The sequence below is a fragment of the Micromonospora sp. NPDC005291 genome (assembly GCF_040607415.1).
Lineage (GTDB): Bacteria > Actinomycetota > Actinomycetes > Mycobacteriales > Micromonosporaceae > Micromonospora.
In genome coordinates, this window is sequence record NZ_JBEXGR010000012.1 from 35,560 (window position 1) to 60,449 (window position 24,890).

A 24,890-nucleotide genomic window follows, 5' to 3' on the forward strand; every position below is an offset into this window, starting at 1 on the left:
TCGGGGATGTTGTGTGGCTTTGGGCAGCCGGTGTGTAGATTGCGCCAGCGCGGGCGGGTGAGGCGCGGCGGGGTCATGAGGCGCAGGACGGCGGGGTCGCAAGAGGCAGGGCAGCGGGGTCGTCAGGCCCGGCCGGTGAGCGGACAGGCCGGCCGGCGAGCGGACAGGCCGGCCGGCGAGCGGACAGGCCGGCTCAAGCGGCAATGCCGCCCGGGGCGGGCAGCACGGGCAGACCGGCTCAAGCAGCACCACCGGCCGGGGCGGGCGGTGCCGCGCAGCGCGGGGCGGTGCAGCGCGGGGCGAGGGCTGGTTAGCGGCCGACGGCGCGCTCGGCCAGGCGGGCCTGGTGCTCCTGGTGCAGTCGCCGCAGTGCGCGGACCCCTTCGACGGCCAATTCCTTGTCGGCCGCCTGCAGGGCGATCATCGGCAGCAGGTCGTCGTCGTGCAGCTCCAGGGTGGCCCAGGGCGCGCCCCGGTCGAAGCGGATGCCCCGGACGACCTCCCAGGGCAGCTCGTACGAGCTGATGACGTTGCGCACCCGGACACCGCGCGCGTCAGCCTCGACCCGGGGGCGGGTGAACATCAGGAAGCCCAGTGCACCGAAGACGCCCAGGCCGATCATGGCGATCTGGTCACCGCGCTGGAAGCTGCCGTAGCCGTCGCCGGTCGGCCCACTCAACGAGGTGGCAACCAGAGCGAACACCACCAACAGCGCGATCGCCGCGGACCAGCAGACCATCCGGATGCGGCGGGGCTTCAGGCGGATCAGCTCGGTTTCACTCACCCCACCAGTCTGCCACCCGCACCCGCCCGTCGAACGCACCACCCGCCGAGCCACCACTCAATGCGCCACGCCACGCACGACACCTCCCACGCCACGCGCGCCACCCGCCGCAAGCACCGCCACGCCACGCGCCGCCACGCACCGCCACCCGCCGCACGCACCGCCACGCCACGCGCCGCCACGCGCCGCCACGCGCAAGATCGTGCTCGATCCAGGTTGTAGTGGCCTCGGTCAGGGCTGGAGGCCACTACAACCATGTTCGAGCGTGATCATCGCGCGGGTCGGCCCCAGGACAGGCCGCGCGAATGGGAGATCCACTCCAGGTCGGCGACGTGGGGGTCTCCAAGCGGGTGGACACCCCCACGTCGGCGATCCTGAGTCGATCAAGCGGACCGACGGCTACGCGCGCAGCCGGTCAGAGCCGGCAGGCGTGGATGTTGGTGACCAGGATGGCGCGGGCGCCCAGCTCGTACAGCTCGTCCATGATGCGGTGGACATCGTCGCGGAGCACCATCGCCTGCACCGCCACCCAGCCTTCGCGGTGCAGCGGCGACACGGTGGGCGACTCGATGCCCGGGGTGAGCCCGCTGGCCCGGTCCAGCAGACCGGCCGGCACGTCGTAGGCGAGCATCACGTAGCGGCGGGCCACCAGCACACCGTGCAGGCGGCGGAGCAACTGCTCGGCCTGCGGGAGCGCGGGTGCGCCGGCACGACGGACCAGCACCGCTGACGAGCGCAGCAGCGGCTCACCGAAGACCACCAGGCCCGCCTGGCGCAGGGTGGCGCCGGTCTCCACCACGTCCGCGATGACGTCGGCGACGCCGAGGCGTACGGCGTTCTCCACCGCGCCGTCGAGGCGGATCACGTCGGCCTTGACGCCCGCCTCGCCGAGGTGCCGCTCGACCAGCCCCGGGTACGCGGTGGCGATGCGGTGCCCGCCCAGGTCCTGCACGGAGGCGATGTCGTCGGGGCGGGCGGCGAAGCGGAAGGTGGCCTGACCGAAGGTCAGGTCGACGACCTCCTCGGCCGGCGCGGCCGAGTCGATCAGCAGGTCCCGGCCGGTGATCCCGAGGTCGAGGTCACCGGAGCCGACGTAGGTGGCGATGTCCTTGGGGCGGAGGTAGAAGAATTCGACGTCGTTGGCCTCGTCCCGGCAGACGAGGTCCTTGGGGTCGGTGCGCTGGCGGTAGCCCGCCTCGCGCAGCATCTGGGCGGCCGGCTCGGCCAGGGTGCCCTTGTTGGGAATGGCGACACGCAGCATGACGGAGTGCTCCTTCGATCCGGATGGCGATCAACGGGTGGGGGCACTCACAGATGTCGGTAGACGTCCTTGAGCTCGAGACCGCTGGCGAGCATCAGCACCTGGACCTGGTAGAGCAGCTGGGAGATCTCCTCGGCGGTGCGCTCCGGCCCCTCGTGCTCGGCGGCCATCCACGACTCGGCCGCCTCCTCGACGACCTTCTTGCCGATGAAGTGCACCCCCTTGTCCAGGGCGGCGACGGTGCCCGAGCCCGGGGTGCCGGCGGCGGCCTTGGCCTGCAGCTCGGCGAACAACTCCTCGAACGTCTTCACGGAAGAGGATTCTTCCAGCCGGCCGACCGGCGCCCCGCGTCCGGGTCCGCCGAAACCCAGCAAGCGGACAATTCCCTATCAACATGGTGGGACAATCTTCGATCGATGCCCATGGAGCTCTACGCTGTCCGCCATGGCCAGCAGCTCACGTCTCCTCGCGCTCACCCTCGCCGGTGCCGTCGTCGTAGCCACCGCCGGATGCGCGCCACAGGACGAGGAACCGACCCCCACCGTCACCGCATCGCCGTCCTGCGCCAAGGACAGCCTGCCCACTCGTACGCCGGGCAAGCTCACCATCGCCACCGATCAGCCCGCGTACGAGCCGTGGTTCTCCAAGGACAAGCCGGACAACGGCGAGGGCTTCGAATCCGCCGTCGCGTACGCGGTGGCCGAGAAGCTCGGCTACGCCCGCGCCGATGTCACCTGGGCCCGGGTCAAGTTCGACACCGCGATCGCACCCGGACCCAAGGACTTCGACTTCGACATCAACCAGTTCTCCATCACCGAGGAGCGCAAGCAGGCGGTCGACTTCTCCGCGCCGTACTACCTCGTTCGGCAGACGGTCATCGCGTTGAAGTCCTCGAAGATCGCCGGCAGGACGTCGTTGGCCGACCTCCGCGACGCCCGGCTCGGCGCCCAGGTCGGCACCACCAGCTACCAGGCGATCACCGACGTGATCAAGCCGACCGCCAAGCCGCAGGTCTACAACAGCAACGACGACGCCAAGAAGGCCCTGCAGAACGGGCAGCTGGACGGGCTCGTGGTGGACCTGCCGACCGCCTTCTACATCACCGGCGCGGAGATCACCGACGCGATGATCGTCGGGCAGGTGCCGCAGGTCGGCACGCCCGAGGCGTTCGGGTTGCTGCTGGACAAGAACTCGCCGCTGACCTCCTGCGTGACCGGCGCGGTCGGTCGGCTCAGTGAGGCGGGCACGCTGACCCAGTTGGAGCAGAAGTGGCTCGCGCAGGTGGCGGGGGCGGCCGAGCTGCGGTGACCCTTCTGGATCACGTTCCCTCCGAGGCGCAGCTGCGGCGCTGGGCGTACCGGCGTCGGCAGACCTTCTACAGCGTGCTGGTCGCGGCCTCGTCCACGGCGGCGCTCGGCACGCTGCTGGTGATCGCGGTGACCGGTGCACCCGGCTGGGACCGCGTCCGGCAGTCGTTCCTGGACCCGGAGATCGCCTGGGACGCGCTGCCGGCGGTGCTGAGCGGGCTCTGGCTCAACGTCCGTCTGCTGGTCTGCTGTGCGGCCGGCGCGTTGGTGTTCGGGCTGGTGATCGCGGTGCTGCGGACGCTGCGCGGCCCCATCTTCTTCCCGGTCCGGGCACTGGCCGCCGGCTACACCTACACCTTCCGGGGCCTGCCGCTGATCATCGTGCTCTACCTGCTCACCCTCGGCGTGCCCGGGCTGCGTCTGCAGGGCATGCCGCCGGTGCTGGTGCTCGGTGGGCTCGCGTTGGTCCTCACCTACGGCGGCTACCTCGCCGAGGTGTTTAGGGCCGGCATCGAGTCGGTGCATCCCAGCCAACTCGCCGCGGCCCGCTCGCTGGGTCTGACCTACCGGCAGACGATGCGGCACGTGGTCCTGCCACAGGCCGTCCGTCGGGTGGCGCCACCGCTGCTCAACGACGTGGTGGCGTTGCAGAAGGACGTCGGGCTGGTCTCGCTCGCCGGGCCGATCGACGCGGTCCGCGCCGCCCAGATCGCTACCGCCCAGTCGTTCAACTACACGCCGTACGTCGTGGCGGGGGTGCTCTTCGTGCTGCTCGCGATACCGCTGATCGCGGTCACCGACTGGGTGACACTGCGCGCGGCCCGCCGACAGTCGGGAGGATGACCATGGCACTGCTGCGTTGCCGGGGCCTGCGCAAGGAGTTCGCCGGCCACGTCGTGCTCGACCAGCTCGATCTGACCGTCGCCGAGCACCGGGTGGTGGCCCTGATCGGCGCGTCCGGGTCCGGCAAGTCCACCCTGCTGCGGTGTGTGAACCTGCTGGAGGAACTCGACGACGGCACCATCGAGCTGGACGGGGAGGACATCTCCGATCCCCGCGTGGACCCGGACCGGGTCCGTCGGCGGATCGGCATGGTGTTCCAGGCGTACAACCTCTTCCCGCACCTGAGCGTCCTGGAGAACATCACCCTCGCGCCGCGCCGCGTACACCGGCGGGCACGGGCGGAGGCGGAGGCGCAGGCCCGGGACCTGCTCGACCGGGTGGGGCTCGGCGCCAAGGCGGACGCCTACCCCGACCGGCTCTCCGGCGGGCAGCAGCAGCGGGTGGCGATCGTCCGGGCGCTGGCGAACTCACCTCGACTGATGCTGCTCGACGAGGTGACCTCCGCGTTGGACCCGGAACTCGTCGGCGAGGTGCTGACGATGATCCGGGATCTGAAGGCCGACGGCATGACCATGGTGCTGGCCACCCACGAGATGGGCTTCGCCCGGGAGGTCGCCGACGAGGTCTGCTTCCTCGACGCGGGCCGGGTCATCGAGAGCGGCCCGCCCGAGCAGGTGCTCGGCGAGCCGACCCAGCCTCGCACCCGGCAGTTCCTCCACCGGATCATCGAGGCCGGTCGCCTCTGAACACCGGTCGCCTCTGAACACCGGTCACCCCTGACGACGGGTCAGCCGCCGAAGCCGACCCGCTGCCCGTTGCTGGCCAGCGTACGGACGGCCAGCGCCGCGTCGAGCGCGGCGACGGTGGCCGACCAGCCCTTGTCCTCGGCCGAGCCGGGCAGACCGGCCCGGTCCCGGGCCTGCTCGATGGTCTCCACGGTCAGCACCCCGTGCGCCACCGGCTTGCCCTCGTCCAGCGCCACCCGCGTCAGCCCATCGGTGACCGAGCGGCAGACGTAGTCGAAGTGGGCGGTGGCACCGCGGACAACCACGCCGAGGGCGACAACCACGTCGCAGCGGCGCGCGAGGGCCTGGGCGACCACCGGCAACTCGACCGAACCGGCGACCCGGGCCACCACGGCCCGCGCCCCGCACGCCTCAGCGGCAGCCACCGCGCGCTCCAGCATGTGGTCGGTCAGCTCACCGTGCCAACGGGCGGCCACCACCCCGACGGTCATCCCGGCCGCGTCCACCGCGTCGACGCCCGGCTCCCCGAAACCCGCCATCGTCATGCTCCGATCTCGTCGTTGGCGACCGGACGCCCCATCGGAGCCTCGGTCACCTCGTCCAACTCGTCCAGCAGGTGACCCATCCGGTCCCGCTTGGTGCGCAGGTAGCGCAGGTTCTCCGGGTGCGCACCGGCCGGCAGCCCCTCCCGGCCGGTGATGGTCAGGCCGTAGCCTTCCAGCCCGGCCCGCTTCGCCGGGTTGTTGGTGAGCAACCGCATCGAGCGCACGCCCAGGTCGTACAGGATCTGCGCACCGGTGCCGTAGTCGCGGGCATCGGCCGGCAGCCCCAGGTCGAGGTTGGCGTCGACGGTGTCGCGGCCCAGATCCTGCAACTGGTACGCCTGCAGCTTGTGCAGCAGCCCGATGCCGCGCCCCTCGTGGCCGCGTACGTAGAGCACGACGCCCCGGCCCTCCTTCGCGACCCGGGCCAGCGCGGCGTCCAACTGCGGTCCGCAGTCGCAGCGCAGTGAGCCGAACACGTCCCCGGTCAGGCACTCGGAGTGCACCCGGACCAGCACGTCCTGGCCGTCGCCGAGGTCGCCCAGCACCATCGCGATGTGCTCGGCCGGGTCGTGCTCGGCGCGGTAGCCCAGCGCCCGGAACACCCCGTGCCGCGTCGGCATGCGGGCGTCGGCGACCAGCTCGACCTGCTTCTCGGTACGCCGCCGGTAGGCGATCAGGTCGGCGATGGTGATCAGGGTGAGGCCGTGCTCGGCGCAGAACTTCTCCAGGTCCGGCAACCGCATCATGGTGCCGTCGTCGTTGATCAGCTCGCAGAGCACACCCGCCGGGCGCAACCCGGCCAGCCGGGTCAGGTCCACCGACGCCTCGGTGTGCCCCGGCCGGCGCAGCACCCCGCCCTCGCGGGCCCGCAGCGGCACCACGTGCCCGGGCCGGGCCAGGTCGGTCGGGTCGGTGGCGGCGCCGGCGAGCAGCCGGATGGTGTGGGCGCGGTCGGCCGCGGAGATGCCGGTGCTGATCCCCTCCCGGGCGTCCACCGTCACCGTGTACGCGGTGCCGCGCCGGTCCTGGTTGGTGTGGTGCATCGGCGGCAGGTCGAGCCGGTCAGCCTCGCTCTCGGTCAACGGCACGCAGACGTACCCGGAGGTGTAGCGCACCATGAACGCCAGCAACTCCGGGGTAGCCAGCTCGGCCGCGAAGATCAGATCGCCCTCGTTCTCCCGGTCCGCGTCGTCGACCACGACGACCGGCCGACCGGCCGCGATCTCCGCAACCGCCTGCTCGATATCCGCAAAGCTGCTCATGCCGCCACTCCGCTTCGCTCCGTGGCGTCATGAGACACCATGGCGCTGGACCTGATGATTCGCTCGCTGCGCTCGCTCACGCGACGGCCTCCGTGTAGATGGGGCGTACAGGGGTCGGCCGGGTGGCGCGCGAGGTGCGCCACCAGGCGGCGAAGCCCCAGGCGCAGAGGGCGCCGTAGATGAGGTACATGACCGCCGACGGGTAGAACCCGCCGCGCAGCAGCAGCGGCACGCCGACCGCGTCCACGGCGATCCAGAGCAGCCAGAACTCCACCCAGCCGCGGGCCATGCCGTACGTGGCCAGCAGGCTGCCGGTGAGGATCCAGGCGTCGGGCAGCGGACCCCACGAGCCCAGTGCGGCGAGCACCGGGTACGCCGCGGCGGTGCCGACCACGGCGGCCAGCAGCATCACCAGTCGCTCCCGCCCGGTGGCCCAGCGTGGGACGACCGCCGCCTGCCCGGCGTCGGCGCGACGGTTCCGCTGCCAGCGCCACCAGCCGTAGACGCTGACCGCGAAGAAGAACACCTGTCGGCCGGCCTGCCCGTACAGGTCATGCTCCTGCGGGGTGGTGAACACCCCGCCGAGGAAGACGGTGAGGAGCAGCGCGTTACCGATCATGCCGACCGGCCAGGCCCAGAGCAGCCGGCGCAGCCCGAGCAGCGCGGAGACCAGCCCGAACCCGTTGCCGACGATCTCCCGGACCAGCACCGGCGAGCCGGCCACCTGCACCTGGGCGTCCAGCAGCCAACCGAGCGGGCCCATCAGGCCACTCCGTCCGTGCTGGAGGCCACCCCGTGACCGTCGGTGTCGGTGAGCCGGGCGCCGAGCAGCCGCTCGACGTACTTGGCCACCACGTCGACCTCCAGGTTGACCGGGTCACCGACGCCCTTCGCGCCGAGCGTGGTCAGCTTGAGCGTGGTCGGGATCAGCCCGACGGCGAACTGGTCCGCGCCCACCTCGGCCACGGTCAGTGAGACGCCGTCGATGGTGATCGAGCCCTTCTCCACCACGTACCGGGCCAGGGTGGCGGGCAGCCGGAACCGGACGGTCTCCCACTGCTCGGCCGGCTCCCGGGAGATCAGCTCGCCGACACCGTCCACGTGCCCCTGCACCAGGTGCCCGCCGAGCCGGCTGCCCAGGGCGGCGGCCCGCTCCAGGTTGACCGGGTCGCCGGGACGCAGCGCGCCCAGCGCGGAGCGGCGCAGCGTCTCCCCCATCACGTCGGCCGTGAAGGTGCCGTCGGCCACCTCCACGACGGTCAGGCAGACGCCGTTGACCGCGATGGAGTCACCGTGCCGGGCGTCGGAGGTGACCAGCGGGCCGCGCACGGCGACCAGCGCCGAATCGCCCGCCGTGGGCGTCACCTGGACGATCTCGCCCAGCTCCTCGACAATGCCGGTGAACATGTCAGCCCTCCCTTTTTCGGGGCAAAGCGGTGATCCGGAGATCCGGACCGATCTGTGTAACGTCGACGAACTCCAGATCGATGGCCTCGGCGATGGTGTTCACTCCCGCGTCGACCAGGGCGGTGGGGCCGGCGCCGAGCAGCCGGGGCGCGACGTACCCGACGATCTTGTCGACCAGGCCGGCTTCCAGGAACGCGCCGGCCAGCCGGGGGCCGCCCTCCAGCAGCACCGCGCGGATCCCGCGCTCGTGCAACGCCGCGAGCAGCGCTGGCAGGTCGACCCGGCCGTCCGGGCTGGCGCCGACCTCGTCGGCGGTCGCGATCCACGTCCGTGCGGCGCCGTCGCGGACCCGGGCGTCAGCCGGGGTACGCCCCGAGCTGTCCACCACCACCCGCAGCGGCTGCCGGATGGCCAGGCTGCCGTCGCGCAGGTTGCGGGCGGTCAGCCGGGGATCGTCGGCGAGCACGGTGCCCACCCCGGCGAGCACCGCGTCGACAGTGCCGCGCAGCGCGTGCACGTCGATCCGGGCGGCCTCCGAGGTGATCCACATGCTGGTGCCGTCCGCCGCGGCGGAGCGCCCGTCGAGCGTGGCGGCGTACTTCCAGATCACGTACGGCCAGCCCCGGCGCATCGAGGTCAGCCACGCGATGTTGCCGGCCTCGGCCTCGTCACCGCGTACCCCCAGATCGACCCGGACCCCGGCGGCGCGCAAGGTGGCGGCGCCGCCGGAGGCGACCGGGTTGGGGTCGGGTACGGCGATGACCACCCGGCCCACCCCAGCCTGGACGAGCGCGGAACTACAGGGGCCGGTGCGACCGGTGTGATTGCAGGGCTCCAGGGTGACGATCGCGGTGCCGCCCTTGGCCCGCTGCCCGGCCTGAGCAAGGGCGACGATCTCGGCGTGCGGCCCGCCTGCGTACGCGTGGAAGCCCTCCCCCACGACCTGGCCGTCGTCGTCGAGCAGCACGCAACCGACCACCGGGTTGGGGCTGGTGGTGCCGAGCCCGCGCGCCGCCAACTCGATCGCACGCCGCATCGCCTCATCGACGGAGACGCTGGCCATCGCGCTGCCCCTGCCCTCTCACTCGCCGGTCCGCGCGCGGGCGGTCAGGGAGGCTGCGGCCATGGGGCCGCGGGCAGGCGGAGGCGGATTCCGGGAACGGCACAGCCGCCCCGGAGGGTCGACGCGGCACGCTGAAGCCAGCGGCCGGCTCGGACCCGTCCGTCCCGCGCGCTGTCTCCCATCCGGACTTTCTGGGCGCGGACGAACCGCCCCCAACCGTCGGCCCCGGATTTTCACCAGGTCCACCGGGCGGCAGAGCCGTCCGGGTCGCGGGCTGACCACGGTTGGACCGCGGATCACCGCCGGTTCGGAATTTCACCGAGTCCCGCCAGCGCGTGGTGGGTACAACGGAAGTCTTACACGCCGATCCGGGTACGCCGCCACCTAGGCGAGCTACTTCACAGCGGTATCACGCTCAGGTGACGCCGCGACGCCGGTCCACTGCCACATACGAGCCCGGCTGACTCTTGGCCACCGTCTTCATCTCCGAGGCGACCGCGATCGCCTCCAGGGGGTCGGTGAACCGCTTCCCGGCGTCGGAGAGGGACACCCCGATGGAGAGTGTGACCAGGGCGGCGCGACGGATGTTGCCCCGCCGGTCCTTCAGCTCGACGAAGCCGCGCTCCCGGTCGGTGGCGTCGTAGAGCGTGTCGGCGACCTTCTCGAAGTCGACCACCGCTGCGGACGTCAGCGAGCGGACCTGGTCCGGGGCGCAGACGATGACGAAGTCGTCCCCGCCGACGTGGCCGAGGAATGCCGGTGGCAGCCCCACCGCCACCACCGCCCGGTGCAGGCTGCGGGCCAGCGCGGAGATGAAGTCGTCGCCGCGGACGAAACCGTAGCGGTCGTTGACGCTCTTGAACCGGTCGATGTCGATGTAGCCGACCGCGTAGTCCACGCCGTGCCGGACCCGGTCGCTGATCTCCCGACGGATCCGGCTGTTGCCGGGCAGCCCGGTCAGCGGGGAGACCTCCCGGAACTCCTTGTTGCGCCGCAGCGTGGACGAGACCCGGGCCACCAGCTCGGCGGTGTCGAACGGCTTGACCAGGTAGTCGTCGGCGCCGGCGCTGAGCCCGTGCACCTTGTCGACGGTCATGCCCTTGGCCGTCAACATGATCACCGGCAGGGCGGAGGTCATCGGGTCGGCGCGCAGCCGCCGGGTCAGCTCCAGCCCGTCGATCCGGGGCATCATGAGGTCGACCACCGCCAGGTCCGGCCGCTGGCGCTCGATGACCTCGAGGGCCTCCTGGCCGTCGCTGGCGTGGATCACCTCGAAGCCGTGCAGCCGCAGGTTGAACTCGACGAAACGAGCAATGTCGTCGTCGTCGTCGACGACGAGGATGATGTCCTTACGATCGCCGTCGGGGTCCACCTCAGGCCTCGGGAGCCGCGCGTTCCGCCAGTGCCCGCAGGTGGCGTACCGCCTCCGCCGGGTCGGCGGCACCGTAGACGGCGGTGCCGGCCACGAAAGCGTCGGCGCCCGCGGCAGCCGCCTGTTCGATGGTGTCGGCGGCGATCCCGCCGTCCACCTCGATGCGCAGCTCCAGGTGACCGGCCGACACGTGCCGGCGGGCGGTGCGCACCTTGTCCAGCAACTGCGGGACGAACCGTTGCCCACCGAAACCGGCCTTGATCGTCATGATCAGCAGGGTGTCGAAGCTGGGCAGCAGGTCCAGGTACGGCTCGATCGGCGTGTCCCGGTCGATGGCCAGACCAGCCTTCGCACCGGCCGAACGCAGGTCCTTGGCCAGCGCCACCGGGTCGTCGGACGCCTCCGCGTGAAAGGTGACGTTGTACGCCCCGGCGTCGGCGTAACCGGGGGCCCACCGGCGCGGATCCTCGATCATCAGATGCACGTCGAACGGCATCGCGGTGACAGCCCGCAGGCTCTGCACCACGGGCAGTCCAATGGTCAGGTTCGGCACGAAATGGTTGTCCATCACATCGACGTGCAACCAGTCCGCGGCGTCCTCGACGGCACGGACTTCTTCGGCGAGGCGGGCAAAATCGGCGGCCAGGATGCTTGGCGCGACGATCGGCGGCGGTACGGTCACGGGGCCAGTGTACGAACGTGGTCACCCGCTACCCGCATCGCGGCACCAACGGGGACGCGCTGTGATCCAACAGTGACCACTGGTGCAGAATTGGTCACTCCGGACCGTGAAATCCGGACGAACAGACATCAGCGGCTGGCCGATCGACGGAAACGCGACGACACTCCAACGGGGACGGTGCCTAGGCCGCACGCCCCGCCGGGTTCTCGCCGCGGGGCGCGGCGACCGGCCGCCAGCTCCCGGAAGGGCGGACGATGCGACGGTGGTTTCCAGCGCTGGTGCTGGCCGGCGTCACGACGATGCTGCTGGCCGGCTGCGGGCCCGCGCGGGGCGCGGACGGCGATCTCACCGACGACTGGCCGGCGCTGCGGGTCCCGAAGCCGTTCGCCCCCGCCACCGACACCTGCCTGCCCCGGATCACCTCGGTCGTGCAGGCCAGCACCTACGAGACGGTGGACTGCGCTCGTAACCACCTGGCCGAGGCCATCCACGTCGGCACCTTCGTCGGGCCTGACGCACTGTCCGAGACCCGGCCCGAACCCGGGTCGTCGGCGCTGCGCACGGCCCGCGCCGAGTGCGACCAACGGTCCCGGGAGGTGCTCGGTGGCGACTGGCACACGGCCCGACTCACCCTGTCCCTCGCGCTGCCCTCCGTGCCGGCCTGGGCCGGCGGCGCGCGCTGGTTCCGCTGCGACCTCAGCGAGACCGGCAGCATCGACAACACCCGCCCGGTGAACCGCACCGGCAGCCTGCGCGGCGCGTTGATCGGCGACACCCCACTGACGCACCGCTGCTTCGATCCGAAGCTGATCGGCGACAACCTCAACTACATGGCGCCGGTGCTCTGCACGGAGCCGCACCGCGCCGAGTTCGTGGGCGTCTACGAGGAGCGCGACGTGACCTGGGCGGAGTTCACCCGCTCCGCCGAGCAGGCGCACAAACGCTGCATGGCGTTGATCGCCGAGTACGCGGCCGTGCCGAACAACAGCGACCTGCCGTACCGGGCGGGGTCCATCTACTACCCACCGTCGCAACGGGAGTGGGAGGAGGGTGACCGTGGGGTCCGCTGTTTCCTGTGGAGCGACGACCGCAAACTCACCCGCTCGATGCGCGGCGCCGGCCCAGAGGGACTACCCGCGATCTGAGCATCGGTGCCGTATGCTGCTGCGCCGTGGCGCTACCGACCGGCTGGGTCCGGCCGGAGGCCACCAGCGGCGGGAGGTCGGGGATGCGACGGTGGTTGGCGGCGTTCGCCGGAGGTACGGCCCTGGCACTGGCGCTGGCCGGGTGCGGCGTACCGGCCGGAGTCGACCGTGACCTCATTGACGACTGGCCGGCGCCCGTCGCGGCGCAGCAGTTCGTTCCCGCCGCCGACGTCTGCCACCAGACCTCCCAGCAGGTCGGCTTCCTGTCCGGCTACAACCCGACGGCGTGCACCGAGTCGCACCGGGTGGAGACCGTGCACGTCGGCACGCTCACCGGTCCGGGTGCCGAGCGCGACAAGCCTCCGCAGCTCGGCTCGGTGGGTATGCGTACCGCGCAGGCAGCGTGCGACAAGGAGGTCAACAAGGCGCTCGGCGCCGACTGGCGTTCCGGGCGGCTCGGCCTGACGGTCGTGCTGCCGTCGCCGCAGGCCTGGGCGGGCGGGGCCCGCTGGTACCGCTGCGACGTCGCCGAGATCGCCAGCATCGACGACACGGCGGTCGACCTGCGCACCGGCAGCCTCCGGGGTGCGCTGACCGGGGCCTCGCCGCTGGCGTACCGCTGCTTCGAACCAAAGCTGATCAAGGACGACATCGACGAGATGGTCTCGGTCTCCTGCACCGCTAAGCACCACGCCGAGTTCGTCGGGGTCTGGCAGGCCCCGGACATCAGTTACGACGAGTTCTCCCGCACCATCAAGCGGACCCACCGGGCCTGCCAGACGATGATCGCCAAGTACGCCAAGGTTCCGGACAACTCCCAGCTCGAGTTCCGCGCCGGGACGATCTACTACCAGCCGTACGAGGATGAGTGGAAGAACGGCAACCGTGGCGTGCAGTGCTTCCTCTGGATCAGCGACCGGAACCTGACCCGCTCGATGAAGAACGCCGGCACCAAGGGCCTCCCGGTCACCTGAGCGCCTGCGCATCCGGCCGGTCGGGTGACCGGCCGGATGCGTGTCACATCAGCCTCGACGCAGGACGGCGAGGAACATGGCGTCGGTGCCGTGGCGGTGCGGCCAGAGCTGCACGGTGGGCCCGTCACCCAGACCGGGCATGCCGGCCGGCAGCAGCGGCCGGGCGTCGACGAAGTCCACCGGCACCCCGCTACGGCGAGCCGCCTCGGTCACCGTCACGTGCGTCTCGACGGTGTGCGGCGAGCAGGTGACATAGGCGACCACGCCACCCGGGCGGACCGCCCGCAGCGCCGCGCCGAGCAACTCCCGTTGCAGCCGGGTCAACGGCGGCAGGTCCGACGGTTGGCGGCGCCAGCGCGACTCCGGCCGGCGCCGCAGCGAGCCCAGCCCGGTGCACGGGGCGTCCACCAGCACCCGGTCGAAGTGCTGCTCGGGCAGCTTCGGGTCGGCGCCGACCTCACGGCCGTCCATGGCCAGCACGGCCACCGGCAGGCCCCGGGTCGCCAGGGAGACCAGCCGGGCCCGGTGCTCGGCCACCTCCACCGCGGTCACCCGCGCACCACGCTGGGCGGCCAGCGCGCCGAGCAACCCGGCCTTGCCGCCCGGGCCGGCGCACAGGTCCAGCCAACGCCCGTCCGGGCCGTCCAACGGCGCGTCGGCGAGTGCGGCGGCCACCAACTGGGAGCCCTCGTCCTGGACGTGGGCACGGCCGTCGACCACCGCCGGCACGTCGCCCGGCGCGCCGCCGGGCAGATAGACGGTGTACGGCGAGAAGGCGCCGGGCGCCCCGCCGACCTGGTCGGCCAGCTCGATCGGGTCGATCAGCCCGGGCCGGGCACACAGGTGCACCGGCGGGCGCTCGTTGTCCTCGATCAGGAGGCGGGCCGTGTCACCCAGATCGCCGTCGAGCGCCTCGGAGAAGGCCCGCACGATCCACTGCGGATGGCTGTACGCCACCGAAAGGTGCCCGACCGGGTCGGTCTCCATCGGTGGGGCGATCTTCGCCACCCAGGCGTCCGCGTCACGGGTGGACACCTCGCGCATCACGGCGTTGGCGAAGCCGCTGGCGCCGGGCGCGACCGAACGGACCAGGTCCACCGTCGACGAGACCGCGGCGTGCGCCGGCACCCGGGTGTGCAGCAGTTGGTACGCCCCGATCCGCAGCGCGTCGCGTACCGGTGGGTCGATCCGGGCCACGTCCCGGCCGGCCGCGTCGGTCAGGATCGCGTCCAACGTGCCCAGGTGGCGCAGGGTGCCGTAGGTCAGCTCGGTGGCGAAGGCCGCGTCCCGGCCGAACAGCCCCTCCTCCCGCAGGATGATGGGCAGCACCAGGTTGGCGAACGCGTCGTCGCGGTGCACCGCCGCCACCGCCTCGTACGCCGCGCGGCGCGGTCGGTCCGTCGGTGGCCGGACCGGACGGCGGTCCCCGCCACGATTGGTCGACGGGCCGGAGCGCGTGGGGCGCGTTCCCTCGGGGGCCGTCACGCGAAGTCCTCGCCGGTGCCGACCCGGACGCCACGCGCCCAGTCGGTCGCGGCCATTGCCCGCTTGCCGGCGGCACGGACCTCGCCGAGGCGCACCGGCACGGTGGCCGTTCCGGCCAGCACTCGCGACTTCTCCACCAGCAACTCCCCCGGCTTCAACTCTGGGCCCTCGGGCACCGGCACGACCGGGCCGAGCTTCACCCGCTCGCCCCGGAACATCGTCCAGGCGCCCGGAGCCGGGGTGCAGGCCCGGAGCCGGCGATCCACGGCGAAGGCCGGGTCACTCCAGCGCACTCGGGCATCGTCCACGGTCAGCTTCGGCGCCAGCGACACCCCGTCGGCGGGCTGCGGCTCGGCCCGGGCGGTGCCGTCGGCGATCGCGTCGAGCACCGCCACCAGCAGCCCGGCACCGGATGCGGCGAGCCGCTCCAGCAGGTCACCGGAGGTGTCGGCGGCGCGGATCTCGTCGGTCAGGGTGCCGTAGACCGGGCCCGTGTCCAGGCCCTGCTCCAGCTGGAAGACACTGGCCCCGGTCAGCTCGTCACCGTGCAGCACCGCGTGCTGCACGGGCGCGGCGCCCCGCCACGCGGGCAGCAGGGAGAAGTGCAGGTTGATCCAGCCGTACCGGGGGATCTCCAGGGCCGCCGGCGGCACCAGCGCGCCGTAGGCGACCACCGGCACGCAGTCCGGCTCAAGCTCGCGCAGCCGGTCGAGGAACTCGGGGTCGCGGGGGCGGGCCGGCGTGAGCACCTCGACGCCGTGCTCGTCGGCCCACTCGCCGACCGGGGAGCGGGACAGACCACGCCCGCGCCCGGCGGGCGCGTCGGGCCGGGTGACCACGGCGACCAGCTCGTGCCGGGAGGCGGCGACGGCGGTCAGGGCGGGAACGGCGACGGCCGGCGTACCGGCGAAGATCACGCGCATTCGGGTCACCGACCCAGACCGAAGGGGTCGCTGATGTGCGGGCTCAGCTTGACCGTCGGCGGGGCTGCCCCGTCGTACCACTCGGCCTGGCGGATTGCCTTCATGGCTTCCTTGCGCCCCTCGGGATCCAGCCGGTCGAGGAAGAGCACCCCGTCGAGGTGGTCGGTCTCGTGCTGCACGCAGCGCGCCATCAGGCCGCTGCCGACGATCTGCACGGGATCGCCGAAGGCGCTGAAGCCCTTGGCGACGACGTTCTGCCGACGCTTGGTGTCGAAGTAGAGCCCGGGGATGGACAGGCAGCCCTCCGGGCCGTCCTGCTCCTCCTCGTCGGGAAACTCGAGCACCGGGTTGATCAGGTGCCCGAGCACGTCGTCGACGTCGAAGGCGAACACCCGCAGGCTCACACCGAGCTGCGGCGCGGCCAGGCCGGCGCCGTTCTGCTCACGCATCGTGTCGGTAAGGTCGGCGACGAGCCGACGCAGCTCGGCGTCGAAGTCGACCACCGGATCGGCCGGCGTGCGCAGCACCGGATCCCCAAACAGACGGATGGGCTGGACGGTCACGCGGGATGGCTCCTTCATGGGTGGGACGAGCGGTGCCGTACCAGTCTACGGAGTGCCCGGCCGCGCGCCGGCCGGCGTACCTCGATCGACCACCACCGGTGTGCCCAGCGTCACCGGAACGCTCTCGTAACCACGCAGGGTGAGCCGGGTGCGGTGCCGGGGGGCCTCGGCCAGGGCCAGCTCGGGCAGGCGGCGCAGCAGCATCGGGAAGGCCAGCTGCGCCTCCAGGCGCGCCAGACCGGCGCCGAGACAGTAGTGCGGGCCGGCACCGAAGGAGAGCGGGTGCGCCTGGTCACGGGTCGGGTCGAAGCGCTGCGGATCAGGGAACCGCCGGGGGTCCCGGTTGGCCGCGCCGAGCAGCAGCAACATGGTGCTGCCGGCCGGCAGGTCGAGCCCGCCGCAGCGCACCGGCGCGGTGCTGGTCCGGGTGGTCAACTGCACCGGGGAGTCGTAGCGCAGCAGCTCCTCGACGTACGTCGGGGCGAGGTCGGGATCGGCGCGCAGCGTGGCGGCGGCCTCGGGGTGGCCGAGCAGCACGACAAGGCCGTTGCCGAGCAGGTTGGTGGTGGTCTCGAAGCCGGCGACCAGCAGCACCACCAGGTTGGCCAGCAGCTCGTCACCGGTGAGCCGTTCACCGTCGGCGTCGTGCACCTGGACCAGCGCGGTGGTCAGGTCGTCGGCGGGCTTCCGGCGCCGGGCGACGACCAGCTCGACGAAGTAGTCCCTCAGCTCGGTGGCGCCCGCGTCGGCGACAGCCAACTCCTCGGGGGTGATCTCCGGCTCCAGCACCCCGGTCAGATCACCGGCCCAGCGGCGGAACAGCGGCCGGTCCGCCGCCGGCACGCCGAGCAGTGCGCAGATCACGCCCACCGGCAGCGGGTACGCGAAGTCGGCCAGCACGTCGACCGGCGCGCCGCTCCCGGCCCGGGCCACCATCGTGTCGAGCAGTTCCTCGGCCTGGGCGCGCACCACGTCCCGCATGCCGGCGACCCGACGCGGGCTGAACGCGCCGGAGGCGAGCCGACGCATCCGGCTGTGGTCGGGTGGGTTGGTCCGCAGCATGGAGCGGGCGATCGACGACACCGCCGGGCTCTCGCGCCAGTTCGGCCAGACCTGGTCTCGCAGCGCGTCGTCCTGCACCCCGAGGCGGGGGTCGCGCAGCAGCTCGTCGATTTCCGGATAACCGGTCACCACGTACAGGCCCGGCATGGCCTGCACCACCGGTCCGTGCGCGCGCAGCCGCTCGTACGTCGGGTACGGGTCGATGCGCCCCTGCGGCGACATGAGCAGTGTGAGCGCCTCGGCAGCGTCCATGGCTGGCCTCCCCGTCGATGCGTCGGAGGTTCCATCATCCCGGTGCCGGCCGCTCCCGGCAGCCCCCGCGTCGGGGGAAGTCGGCGCGGGCCGGGTCCCGCGCCGGGCTCAGCCCGACGCGGGCGACGAACCCGTCAGGCGCCGGCGCCCGGGTCCCCGGCGAGCACCGCGTCGCCGCGGAGCAGCGCGGGCTCGGGCAGCGGCAGCTCGATCTTGTGGGCCGCCTCCCAGTCGTAGACCAGGCCGGGGCGCACCTGGGCGGCGAAGTAGTCGATCGCGGTCATCCCACCCACCACCGGCTCGTCGACCTCGGCGACCAGGTGGGCGGGGACCAGGGAGAAGCCGTTCTGCAGGGCGGCGCTGAGCCGGCGGTGACCGTCGACGACGAAGAAGTACTCGCCGGTGAACCCGATCTTCAGCGGCTCCAGCGCCTCATCACCGGCCTCGGCCACGTCGCCGACGAAATCGGTGTCCCACAGACCCCGCAGGGTGGCGATGTCCTCGGTCGGGTAGACCCGCGCCGGGTCCAGCAGCAGCAACGGCGGGCCGTCACGCAGCACCTCGGCGCCGAGCGTGCCCTCGTACGCGGCGATGATGTGCTCGATCACCTCGGTGGCGGAGGCCCGGGTGGTGTCGCAGATCAGGTCGTAGTTGCGCAGTCGGGCCTTGTCCACCCCGTAACGGATGATGAACCGGCTGCGCTCGCTCGCGCTGCGCTCCCGGAGCTTGGCCTTCGCCTCCTCCAGGGAGGCGTAGCTCTCCGCCGGCCCGGAGGGGCGGGCCAGCACCCGGCGGGCGGCCTCGCCCGGCTCGGTGATCATGTGAATCTTGAGCGCGTCGGTGAAGAAGTGCCAGGCCAGCCGGGAATCCATGATCAGCGGCTCACCGGAGGCGGCGATGTCCCGTTGGAGCTGGTCGACGTAGCCGTCGACGGCCTGGTCGAGCTCGGCGTGCAGGTTGAGCTGCAGAGCGGTCATCTGCCGCTGCTGCGCCATCTCCCGGTAGAGGTCACCCACGCTGACCCGGCGCATTCCGAGTCTCTTGGCGATCTCCACCGACACGGTGCTCTTGCCGCTGCCGAGGTCGCCGTTGAAGACGATCGATTGTCGAACGGTCACGACTGGCCCACCTCTGATAACCGGCTGTTTGACATCATCGACATCGCGTCCGACCGCGGCGTTCCCGCCACCGTCGCGCCATCCTCCGGCGACTCCAGCTCGGCCCGACCCGTCTGACGCCGTGCCGTGACCTGGAGCCGTCGTACGCCCGGCATGACGGGCGATGCTACCACTCTGCCGCCAACGCTTTGCCGGACGCGGTGTGCGAGTGCCACCGCTGCCAACCAGGTCCGCCGGGGTCGGCACCAGCCGAAACCGTCAGAACAGGCTCAGCGGATCGACCTGGAGACGAACCGGATCGGCGGCCTTGCGGGCGGCCCGTGCCCCGGCGGCGGAGTGCAGCGCCTCGGCAAGCGCGGCGGCCCGGGCCCGGGGCACCCGGACCAGCATCCGCTCCCGACCCTCCTCGGCCGGCACCGGCCCGAGCACCTCGGCGTCGTCGGGCAGCCGGGCCGCCGCGAGCAGGTCGGCCACCGCCTCTGCCGGGCCGGTGACGCTCGCCATGCGTACGGCCGGGGGGAAGCCCAGCTCCCGGCGCTCGGCCAGCTCCCGGCCGGCGAACCAGGCGGCGTCCCAGCGCAGCAGCGCCTGCACCGGGGCGAGCGCGCCGTCGGCGACCACCACCACCCGGCCGGCCGGTGCCGGGCGGGCCAGGGCCGCCGCGGCCAGCCAGCGGCGCAGCGCCTCCTCGCCGGCCCGCAGGTCGGCCCGGGTCAGCAGAGCCCACGAGTCGAGCAGCAGCACCGCGCCGTAGCCGCCCTCGGCGACCGGCTCGGCGCCGGGCGTGGCCACCACCAGGGCCGCGCCGCCGGGCACGTCGGTCAGCACCTCCTCGCGCCCCGAGGTCCGCACCGCCACGCCGGGGAACGCCCGACCCAGCTCTTCGGCGGTCCGCCGGGCACCGGTCACGGCGGCCCGCAGCCGCCGCCCACCGCACTCCGGGCAGGCGTACGCGGCGGCCACCCGAGCGCACCACCGGCAGGCCGGGGTGCCGCTGGCCGACGGCAGCGCGAGCGGGCCGGCGCAGTGGGCGCAGCGAGCCGGGGTGCGGCACTCCGCGCAGGAGATCGAGGGCAGGTAGCCACGCCGGGGCACCTGCACCAGCACCGGCAGGTCCTGCCGGATGGCGTCGCGGGCGGCCGTCCAGGCCAGGCTGGGCAGCCGGGCGGTGGCGGCCCCGGGGTCGCGGGCCAACTGCGGGTCGTCACCGGTCGGCGCGATGGCCGGGATCCGGGCCCGCACGGTCGCCCGGTCGGCGACCACCTCCCGGGCCCAACCGGTCTCCAGGAGCAGCTGCGTCTCGGCGGTGCGGGCGTACCCGCCGAGCAGCGCGCCCGCCTCGGCGAGCTGGGCGCGGGTGAGCAGCACGTCGCGGGCGTGCGGGTAGGGAGCGCGGGGCTCGGAGTGCAGGTCGTCGCCGTCGTCCCAGATCGCGACCAGGCCGAGGCGGTCCACCGGGGCGAACATCGCCGCTCGGGTGCCGATCACCACCGGCACCTCCCCCCGCCGGGCGGCGAGAAACGCCCGGTAGCGCCGGGCCGGCCCGAGCGCCGCGGTGAGGCTGACGTGCCGTCCCGGGCCGAGCACAGCGGTGAGCGCGGCGTCGAGCCGGTCGAGGTCGCGGGCATCGGGCACCACGACCACGGCCCCACGCCCTCCGGCGACGGTGGCGGCCACCGCGTCGGCGTAGCGGGCCGCCCAGTCCTCGCCGGGCAGCGCCGACCAGACCGCGCGGGGCGCCCGGCCGTCGGTGAGCGCGCGCAGCAGGGGCGGGCCGGTCGGGTAGTCCCGCCACCCGCGCGGGTCGACCGCCTCGACCTCGGCGGTCGCGACCGCCGGGGTCGGCTGGTCGTCGCGAGGCTCCTTCTCCACCCGCGCGTGCCGGGGTGGCACGGCGAGCCGGAGCACGTCGGCGAGGCTTCCCGCGTACCGGTCGGCTACCGCCCGGGCCAGCCGGGCTACCTCGGGCGCCAGCACCGGCTCCGGCGAGACGACCTTCTCCAGGTACGCGAGGCGGCCGGTGTGCCCGGAGTCGTCGGCGCGCGACAGCAACCACCCGTCGACGAGTTGCCCGGCGAAGCGCACCTTCACCCGGGTGCCGGGCACCGCCACCTCGTCCAGCTCCGCCGGCACCAGGTAGTCGAACGGCCGGTCCAGGTGCGCCAGCGGGACATCCACGCAGACGCGCGCGACCGGCGACCCGTCCGCGGGTCGCCGGTCGCTACGCGTGGTGGCGGTCAGGCTCCCGCGGCCGACTTGAGGTCGGCGGCCCGGTCGGTGCTCTCCCAGGTCAGGTCCGGCAGCTCCCGGCCGAAGTGGCCGTACGCTGCGGTCTGCTGGTAGATCGGACGGAGCAGGTTGAGGTCCCGGATGATCGCGGCGGGGCGCAGGTCGAACACCTCGGTGACGGCCTTCTCGATCGAGGAGACCGGCACGGTCTCGGTGCCGAACGTCTCGATGAACAGGCTCACCGGGTGCGCCTTGCCGATCGCGTACGCGACCTGCGCCTCGCACCGCTCGGCGAGGCCGGCGGCGACCACGTTCTTGGCCACCCAGCGCATCGCGTACGCGGCCGAACGGTCCACCTTGGACGGGTCCTTGCCGGAGAACGCGCCGCCGCCGTGCCGGGCGTACCCGCCGTACGTGTCGACAATGATCTTGCGGCCGGTCAGCCCGGCGTCACCCATCGGGCCGCCGATCTCGAACCGGCCGGTCGGGTTGACCAGCAGCCGGTAGCCGTCGGTGTCCAGACCGAGGCTCTCCAGCTCCGGGGCGATCACGTGGTCGCGCACGTCCGGGGTGAGCAGCGAGTCGAGCGAGATGTCCGCGGCGTGCTGGCTGGACACGACCACGGTGTTCAGCCGGACCGGGCGCAGCCCCTCGTACTCGATGGTCACCTGGGTCTTGCCGTCCGGACGCAGGTAAGGAATCGTGCCGTCCTTGCGGACCGCGGCGAGACGGCGGGCCAGCCGGTGCGCGAGCGCGATCGGCAGCGGCATCAGCTCGGGCGTCTCCGAGCAGGCGAAGCCGAACATCATGCCCTGGTCGCCGGCGCCCTGGGCGTCCAGCGCGCTCTCCGAAGCCCCGGTACGCAGCTCGAAGGCATTGTCCACGCCCTGCGCGATGTCCTCGGACTGCGCGCCAATGGAGACGCTGACCCCGCAGGAGGCGCCGTCGAAGCCCTTCTTCGACGAGTCGTAGCCGATGTCGAGGATGGTCCGGCGGACGATCGTCGGGATGTCGGCGTACGCCTTGGTGGTCACCTCACCGGCGATGTGTACCTGGCCGGTGGTGATCATGGTTTCCACCGCCACCCGGCTGTGCGGATCCTCGGCCAGCAACGCGTCGAGGATGCCATCGCTGATCTGGTCGGCGATCTTGTCCGGGTGGCCTTCCGTGACCGATTCGGACGTGAAGAGGCGGCGTGTCACGGCACTCCTAAGCGTGTGAGGTCGTTCCGCGGCAGTCTAATCACCACTGCGGCCGGTGTCGGGATTGGTCGCGCCCTGTACCACCCATCAGGAGCGGCCGGGCAGCCGCGCCACGACGAGATCCCACACGGTGTCGGCCACAGCCTCCTTGGCCTGCTCGGGCAGTCGGCTGACCGAGCCGTCCGCGCCGATGACGGTCACCGTGTTGGTGTCGGCGCCGAAGACCAGGTCCGGACCGACCTCGTTGACCACGATCAGGTCGGCCCGCTTCCGGGCGAGTTTCGCCCGGCCGTTGGCCTCGGCATCGCCGGTCTCGGCGGCGAACACCACCAGCAGTTGCTCCGGCCGTTTGCGCTGGCCGAGTTCCGCAGCGATGTCCGGGTTCGTGACGAGCTCGATGGTGGGCGCGACGCCATCGTCCGACTTCTTGATTTTGCCAGGCGCGTACGTCGCCGGCCGGAAATCGGCCGGAGCCGCCGCCATCACCACCGCGTCGGCCTCGACGGCGGCCTTCAGCGTGGCCTCCCGCAGCTCGCCGGTGGTGCCCACCCGGATCAGGTCGACGCCAGCGGGGTCGGCAAGGGCGACGTTGGCCGCGATCAGGGTGACCCGGGCACCGCGGGCGACCGCCGCTCGGGCGAACGCGTAACCCTGCTTGCCCGAGGAGCGGTTACCCAGGAAGCGGACCGGGTCCAGGGGCTCCCGGGTGCCACCTGCGGTGACGACCACCCGGCGGCCGGCCAGGTCGGCGGGGGCGGAGTCGCCCCGGGCCAGGACCCGACGGGCGACGGCGAAGATCTCCGCCGGGTCGGGCAGCCGACCCTTGCCGGTGTCGACGCCGGTGAGTCGGCCGACGGCCGGCTCGATGACCCGGACACCCCGAGCGCGCAGGGTGGCGACGTTGGCCACGGTGGCCGGGTGCTCCCACATCTCGGTGTGCATGGCCGGGGCCAGCAGCACCGGGCAGCGGGCGGTCAGCAGGGTGTTGGTGAGCAGGTCGTCGGCGAGCCCGTGCGCGGCCTTGGCGAGCAGGTCGGTGGTGGTCGGCGCGACCACCACCAGGTCGGCCTGCTTACCGAGCCGGACGTGCGGCACCTCGTGGACGTCGGTCCAGACGTCGTCGGCGACCGGCTGGCCGGAGAGCGCCGCCCAGGTCGGCGCCCCAACGAACCGGAGCGCCGACGCGGTCGGCACGACCCGCACCTGGTGGCCCGATTCGGTGAAGAGTCGCAGCAGCTCACACGCCTTGTAGGCGGCGATGCCACCGCCGACCCCGAGGACGATCGAGGGGGACATCGGCCGTGGCGGGCTTACGGCTGGTCGGTCGGCTCAGCGGTGAGCAGGCCCCCGTTGATCTCGCGCATGGCGATGGAGAGGGGCTTCTCCTGCGGGGTGGTCTCGACGAGCGGGCCGACGTACTCGAGCAGACCCTCACCGAGCTGGCTGTAGTAGGCGTTGACCTGGCGCGCGCGCTTGGCGGCGAAGATGACCAGCGCGTACTTCGACGTCGTCTTCTCGAGGAGCTCGTCGATCGGCGGGTTGGTGATGCCTTCGGGGTTGGCGATGGATCCCACGAATTAACCTCTGCGTCTTTCGAGCCGCGCGGACGCGGAGCATGAGTCTCAACGGCGGCCGACCGTCAGCCGCGCACGCGCGACCAGGCCGGATCCGGATAAGAAGAACCGAGTAAGCCTACCAGCTCATCAACCACCCGACCGGTGAGGTCGTGGGTCAGCGTGTGCGCGAACGCGGCCGCCACGGTGACGTCGGGTCGGTACCCGGGCGGGCTCAGCAGCACCAACCGGGAATCGGGCAGGCGCGCCCGGACCAGCGGAGCGCCGGCCAGGTCGAGCGGGAGTAGCACCGACTGCCCGGCGTCGAGCCGGGCGCGCAATGGCGGGTACGGGGTGCCCCGGCGGTACGAGCCGATCCGGGACCACTCCAGCAGCTCGCCGGCGGCGACCCGGCGATCGAAATCGGCGGGGGCGAGGAAGACACGGTCGACCTCGTCGATCTCCGACTCCCGGCGCGGACGGGTGGTTGCCGGCACCGGGATCCACACGGACGGAGAACGCGCCCGGACGAGCTCGACGACACTCTCCCTGCCGGAACCCGAAGGTCCAGCCAGGACAGTGAGCCGAGCCGCCGGGCGCGCCTCGTCATCCGTGCTCACTGCTTGTTTCTACACGCTGCCAGGTTCAGTTGGCAGCGAACTCTCCAAGCAGTGCCTTGCGCTGCTGCTCGCCGAGGCCGCGCAGGCGACGGCTGTCGGCGATCTTGAGCTTCTCCATGATCTGGGTAGCCCGGATCTTGCCGATGCCCGGCATGGCCTGCAGGACGGCTGAAACCTTGAGCTTGCCCACGACGTCGTCGTTCTCGGCTCGCTCGAGGACAGCACCGAGGGTGGTCTTGCCCTGCTTGAGCTGCTCCTTCAGTTGAGCACGGGCCTTGCGGATCTCCGCGGCCTTCTCGAGCGCGGCAGCGCGTTGTTCGGGGGTCAGTGACGGGAGCGGCACCAGTTCTCCTCAGGTCCCTATCGCGGCGGGCGGGGCGCACCGCCGCATCTGTGAAACGTGGTGTCGCTGTGAACCAAGGGGTCCGTGGTTCCCAGCGCGGGGAAAACTAGCGGCCAACGGAGCTTTCGGCAACGTGGGGGCCGCATGAT

General features: G+C 72.3%; 26 protein-coding genes and 1 riboswitch. Of the genes, 5 read left to right on the forward strand and 21 right to left on the reverse strand.

Features of this window, described 5'->3' with window-relative positions; genetic code table 11:
* Nucleotides 1-310: 310 nt before the first annotated feature.
* From ABZT18_RS17690 to ABZT18_RS17700, 3 genes are all read right to left on the reverse strand, one after another.
* Nucleotides 311-784 carry a PH domain-containing protein gene (locus tag ABZT18_RS17690; protein ID WP_354993644.1) on the reverse strand — a complete coding sequence of 158 codons (474 nt, stop codon included), beginning with the start codon at nt 782-784 and terminating at the stop codon, nt 311-313.
* A 415-nt stretch (nt 785-1,199) separates the two neighbouring features.
* Nucleotides 1,200-2,045, reverse strand: coding sequence for an ATP phosphoribosyltransferase (gene hisG / locus ABZT18_RS17695; protein ID WP_354993645.1), 846 nt, complete (start codon nt 2,043-2,045; stop codon nt 1,200-1,202).
* A 47-nt stretch (nt 2,046-2,092) separates the two neighbouring features.
* Nucleotides 2,093-2,374 carry a phosphoribosyl-ATP diphosphatase gene (locus ABZT18_RS17700; RefSeq protein WP_336298075.1) on the reverse strand — a complete coding sequence of 94 codons (282 nt, stop codon included), beginning with the start codon at nt 2,372-2,374 and terminating at the stop codon, nt 2,093-2,095.
* A gap of 115 nt (nt 2,375-2,489) precedes the next feature.
* Here ABZT18_RS17700 and ABZT18_RS17705 point away from each other — a divergent pair, with 115 nt between their 5' ends.
* Genes ABZT18_RS17705 through ABZT18_RS17715 form a run of 3 tightly spaced genes read left to right on the forward strand, consistent with a single transcriptional unit; the run spans nt 2,490 to nt 4,941 of the window.
* Nucleotides 2,490-3,353: an ABC transporter substrate-binding protein gene (locus ABZT18_RS17705; RefSeq protein WP_355251865.1), complete on the forward strand. Its 864-nt coding sequence runs from the start codon at nt 2,490-2,492 to the stop codon at nt 3,351-3,353.
* Nucleotides 3,350-4,195 (forward strand): amino acid ABC transporter permease, encoded by an 846-nt coding sequence (locus ABZT18_RS17710; RefSeq protein WP_355251868.1) that lies wholly within the window; start codon nt 3,350-3,352, stop codon nt 4,193-4,195. Before ABZT18_RS17705 ends, ABZT18_RS17710 begins: the two co-directional genes overlap by 4 nt.
* Nucleotides 4,196-4,197: 2 nt before the next feature.
* Nucleotides 4,198-4,941, forward strand: coding sequence for an amino acid ABC transporter ATP-binding protein (locus tag ABZT18_RS17715; RefSeq protein WP_354994038.1), 744 nt, complete (start codon nt 4,198-4,200; stop codon nt 4,939-4,941).
* Nucleotides 4,942-4,982: 41 nt separating this feature from the next.
* Here ABZT18_RS17715 and ribH read toward each other — a convergent pair whose 3' ends face one another.
* The 7 genes from ribH to rpe form a co-directional block, all read right to left on the reverse strand.
* On the reverse strand, nt 4,983-5,480 hold the full coding sequence (gene ribH / locus ABZT18_RS17720; protein WP_328414128.1) for a 6,7-dimethyl-8-ribityllumazine synthase: 498 nt from the start codon (nt 5,478-5,480) through the stop codon (nt 4,983-4,985).
* A 2-nt stretch (nt 5,481-5,482) separates the two neighbouring features.
* Entirely contained in the window at nt 5,483-6,748 is a 1,266-nt protein-coding gene (locus ABZT18_RS17725; protein ID WP_354993648.1) for a bifunctional 3,4-dihydroxy-2-butanone-4-phosphate synthase/GTP cyclohydrolase II, read from the reverse strand.
* A gap of 76 nt (nt 6,749-6,824) precedes the next feature.
* Nucleotides 6,825-7,511, reverse strand: coding sequence for a nicotinamide riboside transporter PnuC (gene pnuC / locus ABZT18_RS17730; protein WP_354993649.1), 687 nt, complete (start codon nt 7,509-7,511; stop codon nt 6,825-6,827).
* The gene (locus ABZT18_RS17735) at nt 7,511-8,155 is read right to left on the reverse strand and encodes a riboflavin synthase (protein ID WP_355251871.1); all 645 of its coding nucleotides are present in this window, start codon (nt 8,153-8,155) and stop codon (nt 7,511-7,513) included. The genes pnuC and ABZT18_RS17735 overlap by 1 nt, the downstream gene beginning before the upstream one ends.
* 1 nt (nt 8,156) lies before the next feature.
* On the reverse strand, nt 8,157-9,218 hold the full coding sequence (ribD, locus tag ABZT18_RS17740) for a bifunctional diaminohydroxyphosphoribosylaminopyrimidine deaminase/5-amino-6-(5-phosphoribosylamino)uracil reductase RibD (protein WP_354993651.1): 1,062 nt from the start codon (nt 9,216-9,218) through the stop codon (nt 8,157-8,159).
* 166 nt (nt 9,219-9,384) lie between these two features.
* Nucleotides 9,385-9,555, reverse strand: a riboswitch (FMN riboswitch).
* 78 nt (nt 9,556-9,633) lie between these two features.
* Entirely contained in the window at nt 9,634-10,662 is a 1,029-nt protein-coding gene (locus ABZT18_RS17745) for a response regulator (RefSeq protein ID WP_354993652.1), read from the reverse strand.
* Complete coding sequence (rpe, locus tag ABZT18_RS17750; RefSeq protein WP_354993653.1) at nt 10,592-11,272, reverse strand: ribulose-phosphate 3-epimerase; 681 nt, start codon at nt 11,270-11,272, stop codon at nt 10,592-10,594. The genes ABZT18_RS17745 and rpe overlap by 71 nt, the downstream gene beginning before the upstream one ends.
* Before the next feature lie 254 nt (nt 11,273-11,526).
* Between rpe and ABZT18_RS17755 the strand changes: the two genes are divergently transcribed.
* The gene (locus ABZT18_RS17755) at nt 11,527-12,417 is read left to right on the forward strand and encodes a septum formation family protein (RefSeq protein WP_354993654.1); all 891 of its coding nucleotides are present in this window, start codon (nt 11,527-11,529) and stop codon (nt 12,415-12,417) included.
* A gap of 83 nt (nt 12,418-12,500) precedes the next feature.
* The gene (locus tag ABZT18_RS17760; RefSeq protein ID WP_355251909.1) at nt 12,501-13,391 is read left to right on the forward strand and encodes a septum formation family protein; all 891 of its coding nucleotides are present in this window, start codon (nt 12,501-12,503) and stop codon (nt 13,389-13,391) included.
* Between the two features lie 48 nt (nt 13,392-13,439).
* Here ABZT18_RS17760 and ABZT18_RS17765 read toward each other — a convergent pair whose 3' ends face one another.
* The 11 genes from ABZT18_RS17765 to mihF all read right to left on the reverse strand — a co-directional run bounded on the left by ABZT18_RS17765 (nt 13,440) and on the right by mihF (nt 24,741).
* Entirely contained in the window at nt 13,440-14,918 is a 1,479-nt protein-coding gene (locus ABZT18_RS17765) for a transcription antitermination factor NusB (RefSeq protein WP_354994040.1), read from the reverse strand.
* Complete coding sequence (gene fmt, locus ABZT18_RS17770; RefSeq protein ID WP_355251912.1) at nt 14,873-15,799, reverse strand: methionyl-tRNA formyltransferase; 927 nt, start codon at nt 15,797-15,799, stop codon at nt 14,873-14,875. The genes ABZT18_RS17765 and fmt overlap by 46 nt, the downstream gene beginning before the upstream one ends.
* A 5-nt stretch (nt 15,800-15,804) precedes the next feature.
* Nucleotides 15,805-16,362 (reverse strand): peptide deformylase, encoded by a 558-nt coding sequence (def, locus tag ABZT18_RS17775; RefSeq protein WP_354993655.1) that lies wholly within the window; start codon nt 16,360-16,362, stop codon nt 15,805-15,807.
* A 45-nt stretch (nt 16,363-16,407) separates the two neighbouring features.
* Complete coding sequence (locus ABZT18_RS17780) at nt 16,408-17,676, reverse strand: cytochrome P450 (protein WP_355251874.1); 1,269 nt, start codon at nt 17,674-17,676, stop codon at nt 16,408-16,410.
* A 134-nt stretch (nt 17,677-17,810) separates the two neighbouring features.
* Nucleotides 17,811-18,794, reverse strand: a complete 984-nt coding sequence (locus tag ABZT18_RS17785; protein WP_354993657.1) for an AAA family ATPase — start codon at nt 18,792-18,794, stop codon at nt 17,811-17,813.
* A gap of 258 nt (nt 18,795-19,052) precedes the next feature.
* On the reverse strand, nt 19,053-20,972 hold the full coding sequence (locus tag ABZT18_RS17790) for a primosomal protein N' (RefSeq protein ID WP_354993658.1): 1,920 nt from the start codon (nt 20,970-20,972) through the stop codon (nt 19,053-19,055).
* 59 nt (nt 20,973-21,031) lie between these two features.
* The gene (gene metK / locus ABZT18_RS17795; RefSeq protein ID WP_204944578.1) at nt 21,032-22,225 is read right to left on the reverse strand and encodes a methionine adenosyltransferase; all 1,194 of its coding nucleotides are present in this window, start codon (nt 22,223-22,225) and stop codon (nt 21,032-21,034) included.
* 87 nt (nt 22,226-22,312) lie between these two features.
* Nucleotides 22,313-23,521: a bifunctional phosphopantothenoylcysteine decarboxylase/phosphopantothenate--cysteine ligase CoaBC gene (gene coaBC, locus ABZT18_RS17800; protein ID WP_354993659.1), complete on the reverse strand. Its 1,209-nt coding sequence runs from the start codon at nt 23,519-23,521 to the stop codon at nt 22,313-22,315.
* Between the two features lie 14 nt (nt 23,522-23,535).
* Nucleotides 23,536-23,799, reverse strand: a complete 264-nt coding sequence (rpoZ, locus tag ABZT18_RS17805; RefSeq protein ID WP_074318577.1) for a DNA-directed RNA polymerase subunit omega — start codon at nt 23,797-23,799, stop codon at nt 23,536-23,538.
* Nucleotides 23,800-23,864: 65 nt separating this feature from the next.
* Complete coding sequence (locus ABZT18_RS17810) at nt 23,865-24,398, reverse strand: guanylate kinase (RefSeq protein ID WP_354993660.1); 534 nt, start codon at nt 24,396-24,398, stop codon at nt 23,865-23,867.
* Between the two features lie 25 nt (nt 24,399-24,423).
* Complete coding sequence (gene mihF, locus ABZT18_RS17815) at nt 24,424-24,741, reverse strand: integration host factor, actinobacterial type (protein WP_112584585.1); 318 nt, start codon at nt 24,739-24,741, stop codon at nt 24,424-24,426.
* Between the last annotated feature and the right edge of the window lie 149 nt (nt 24,742-24,890).

What these genes read in the sequence shown, in the direction of transcription:
- hisG (WP_354993645.1), bottom strand. Translation starts at nt 2,045, where the DNA reads ATGCTGCGTGTCGCCATTCCCAACAAGGGCACCCTGGCCGAGCCGGCC.
- ABZT18_RS17705 (WP_355251865.1), top strand. Translation starts at nt 2,490, where the DNA reads ATGGCCAGCAGCTCACGTCTCCTCGCGCTCACCCTCGCCGGTGCCGTC.
- ABZT18_RS17715 (WP_354994038.1), top strand. Translation starts at nt 4,198, where the DNA reads ATGGCACTGCTGCGTTGCCGGGGCCTGCGCAAGGAGTTCGCCGGCCAC.
- ribH (WP_328414128.1), bottom strand. Translation starts at nt 5,480, where the DNA reads ATGGCGGGTTTCGGGGAGCCGGGCGTCGACGCGGTGGACGCGGCCGGG.
- ABZT18_RS17725 (WP_354993648.1), bottom strand. Translation starts at nt 6,748, where the DNA reads ATGAGCAGCTTTGCGGATATCGAGCAGGCGGTTGCGGAGATCGCGGCC.
- pnuC (WP_354993649.1), bottom strand. Translation starts at nt 7,511, where the DNA reads ATGGGCCCGCTCGGTTGGCTGCTGGACGCCCAGGTGCAGGTGGCCGGC.
- ABZT18_RS17735 (WP_355251871.1), bottom strand. Translation starts at nt 8,155, where the DNA reads ATGTTCACCGGCATTGTCGAGGAGCTGGGCGAGATCGTCCAGGTGACG.
- ribD (WP_354993651.1), bottom strand. Translation starts at nt 9,218, where the DNA reads ATGGCCAGCGTCTCCGTCGATGAGGCGATGCGGCGTGCGATCGAGTTG.
- ABZT18_RS17755 (WP_354993654.1), top strand. Translation starts at nt 11,527, where the DNA reads ATGCGACGGTGGTTTCCAGCGCTGGTGCTGGCCGGCGTCACGACGATG.
- ABZT18_RS17760 (WP_355251909.1), top strand. Translation starts at nt 12,501, where the DNA reads ATGCGACGGTGGTTGGCGGCGTTCGCCGGAGGTACGGCCCTGGCACTG.
- fmt (WP_355251912.1), bottom strand. Translation starts at nt 15,799, where the DNA reads ATGCGCGTGATCTTCGCCGGTACGCCGGCCGTCGCCGTTCCCGCCCTG.
- ABZT18_RS17780 (WP_355251874.1), bottom strand. Translation starts at nt 17,676, where the DNA reads ATGGACGCTGCCGAGGCGCTCACACTGCTCATGTCGCCGCAGGGGCGC.
- coaBC (WP_354993659.1), bottom strand. Translation starts at nt 23,521, where the DNA reads ATGTCCCCCTCGATCGTCCTCGGGGTCGGCGGTGGCATCGCCGCCTAC.